This window comes from Burkholderia sp. Tr-20355, assembly GCF_017104685.1.
Classification (GTDB): domain Bacteria; phylum Pseudomonadota; class Gammaproteobacteria; order Burkholderiales; family Burkholderiaceae; genus Burkholderia; species Burkholderia seminalis.
The window spans coordinates 1-3,005 of record NZ_JAAGPK010000334.1 but is presented as its reverse complement, the minus strand read 5'-3'; the positions used below and the strand labels follow the sequence as shown (position 1 = coordinate 3,005).

Sequence of the window (3,005 nt, the reverse complement as noted above, 5' to 3'; positions counted from 1 at the left end):
GACCGCGGCTCGCGTCGCGGCGCTTGCCGGCGGCGCGACGGACACGCTGCATGCGTACCTGGGGCCGGCGATCGGCCCGCAGGCGTTCGAGGTCGGCGCGGACGTGCGCGACGCGTTTCTCGACACGGCTCCGCAGTCGGAGCATGATGAAACCGGGCTCGCGTTCGTTGCGATCGAGGGCGCGCCCGGCAAGTTTCTCGCCGATCTGTACGCGCTCGCGCGCTTGCGTCTCGCCCGTGCGGGCGTCGCGCACGTGAGCGGCGGGGCGGCTTGCACGGTCGCCGAACAGGCACGCTTCTATTCGTACCGCCGCGATCGCGTGACGGGCCGCATGGCAGCGGCGATCTGGCTGGCCGATTGACGGCATGCGCATGCGTGCGGGATTTGCCGCGTCGTGAAATCGGGTTATCTCGATATTTAGACGGCACTGCGGCATCGCATGCGCAACTGAATGGAAAATCCCGAAGTCAAGCCGGACAAAATGGTTTATGTTTCGCCGGAACCCTTGTCCCGCCTGTTGCACGCGGATTATCTCCGTGCAGAAATGTTCAGTGGTTTGACTTGGCGCTTCACATGGGGAAAACGATAATGATAAAAATACCGCACTGCGGCAGAATCTGGAGACGCCTCTCCAGAGCATGACGGCCCGGCTCGCAGCCGGCACGCCGCGCGCGAGCAGGATTTCACGATTGACGCTCACGAATCACCGGTAAGGCAGGTAATGACAGCATCGAAAAATTCGTCGACGTCCGCTCAGGCGGGCACTTCCGCAGGCAGCACCGGTTTTGATCCGGCCGCCCAGCCGATGCAGCAGATGTTCGAGTCGTGGCTGAACGCGTGGCGCGGTTTTGCAGATCCGGCGCGCGCCGCGACTGCATCGGCCACCGTCAATCCGTTCGCGACTTTCCAGTTTCCGGCTTCGTTTCCGTTCCAGATGCCGTCGATGCCCGATCTCGGTGGCCTCGCGGGTCTTGGCGGCATGGCGTCGCCGTTCGCGGGGCTGAAGCTGCCGGTTGCCGCGATTCCGCCGGAACGGCTCCAGGCGTTGCAGGCCGACTACGCACGCGATTGCATGACGCTGATGCAGCAGGCTGCCGCCGCGAAGCTCGAGGCCCCCGAACTGAAGGATCGCCGCTTCAGCGGCGACGCGTGGAAGTCGTCGCCCGCGCATGCGTTCACGGCTGCGTGGTATCTGCTCAACGCGCGTTACCTGCAGGAACTCGCCGACTCGCTTCAGACCGATCCGAAGACGCGCGAGCGCATCCGCTTCACGGTCCAGCAATGGACGGCCGCCGCCGCGCCGAGCAACTTCCTCGCACTCAATCCCGACGCGCAGAAATCGATTCTCGACACGCAGGGCGAGAGCCTGCGGCAGGGGATGATGAACCTGCTCGGCGACCTGCAGCGCGGCAAGATTTCGCAGACCGACGAATCGCAGTTCGTGGTCGGCAAGAACCTCGGGTGTACTGAAGGTGCGGTCGTCTACGAGAACGACCTGATCCAGCTGATCCAGTACACGCCGAAGACGGACAAGGTGTTCGAGCGGCCGTTGCTGATCGTCCCGCCGTGCATCAACAAGTTCTACATCCTCGACCTGCAGCCCGAGAATTCGCTCGTCGCGCATGCGCTGTCGAACGGCCATCAGGTGTTCCTGGTGTCGTGGCGCAATGCGGACGCATCGGTCGCGCACAAGACGTGGGACGACTACATGAACGAAGGGCTGCTCGCGGCGATCGACGCCGTGCAGCAGGTCAGCGGCCGCGAGCAGATCAACACGCTCGGCTTCTGCGTCGGCGGCACGATGCTCGCGACCGCGCTCGCGGTGCTTGCCGCGCGTGGCGAACATCCGGCCGCGTCGATGACGCTGCTCACCGCGATGCTCGACTTCAGCGATACCGGCATCCTCGACGTGTTCGTCGACGAGGCGCACGTGCAGATGCGCGAGCAGACCATCGGCGGCAAGAACGGCACGCAACCGGGGCTGATGCGCGGCGTCGAGTTCGCGAACACGTTCTCGTTCCTGCGTCCGAACGATCTCGTGTGGAACTACGTCGTCGACAACTACCTGAAGGGCCGCACGCCCGCGCCGTTCGACCTGCTGTACTGGAACAGCGATTCGACCAGCCTGCCGGGCCCGATGTACGCGTGGTACCTGCGCAATACCTATCTCGAGAACAAGCTGCGCGAGCCGGGCGCGCTGACCGTATGCGGCGAATCCGTCGACCTGTCGCTGATCGACGTGCCGACCTTCGTCTACGGTTCGCGCGAGGATCACATCGTGCCGTGGCAGACGGCCTACGCGTCGACGTCGATCCTGTCGGGCCCGTTGAAATTCGTGCTCGGCGCGTCGGGGCATATCGCGGGCGTGATCAATCCGCCGGCGAAGAAGAAACGCAGCTACTGGGTCAACGACGACCTGCCCGAATCCGCGGACGACTGGTTCGCCGGTGCGGCCGAGCAGCCGGGCAGCTGGTGGCCGACGTGGGTCGAATGGCTCGATGCGTACGGCGGCCGCAAGGTGGCGCCGCCGGCCGAGGCGGGTTCCGCGCAGTTTCCGGTGATCGAGCCGGCACCCGGGCGCTACGTATTGCAGCGCGATTGACGAAAACCGGACAGCGGCGCACGCTGTCCGGAGCACCGCAGTTTTTTTAACAGGGCCGGTAACGATGCGCCGTGTCGTGCGGGCCTGGAGGAAAGGGAAATGACGGACGTAGTGATCGTATCGGCCGCGCGAACCGCGGTCGGCAAATTCGGCGGCTCGCTTGCGAAGATTGCAGCGCCGGAGCTGGGCGCGACGGTGATCCGCGCGGTGCTGGAGCGTGCGGGCGTGAAGCCCGATCAGGTCAGCGAAGTGATCATGGGCCAGGTGCTGACGGCTGGATCGGGGCAGAACCCGGCGCGGCAGTCGCTGATCAAGGCCGGGCTGCCGAACGCGGTGCCGGGGATGACGATCAACAAGGTGTGCGGCTCGGGCCTGAAGGCCGTGATGCTGGCGGCGAACGCGA

The 3,005-nt window shown here is 65.2% G+C and carries 2 protein-coding genes and 1 pseudogene; all 3 read left to right on the top strand.

Features of this window, described 5'->3' with window-relative positions:
• The coding region (locus tag G3N62_RS35055) for a laccase domain-containing protein (RefSeq protein ID WP_206141524.1) at nt 1-361 on the top strand (361 nt) is incomplete at its 5' end.
• A 360-nt stretch (nt 362-721) separates the two neighbouring features.
• Complete coding sequence (gene phaC, locus G3N62_RS35050) at nt 722-2,602, top strand: class I poly(R)-hydroxyalkanoic acid synthase (protein ID WP_124669679.1); 1,881 nt, start codon at nt 722-724, stop codon at nt 2,600-2,602.
• A 99-nt stretch (nt 2,603-2,701) separates the two neighbouring features.
• Nucleotides 2,702-3,005 (top strand): annotated as a pseudogene (locus G3N62_RS35045) (acetyl-CoA C-acetyltransferase); the annotation flags it as partial.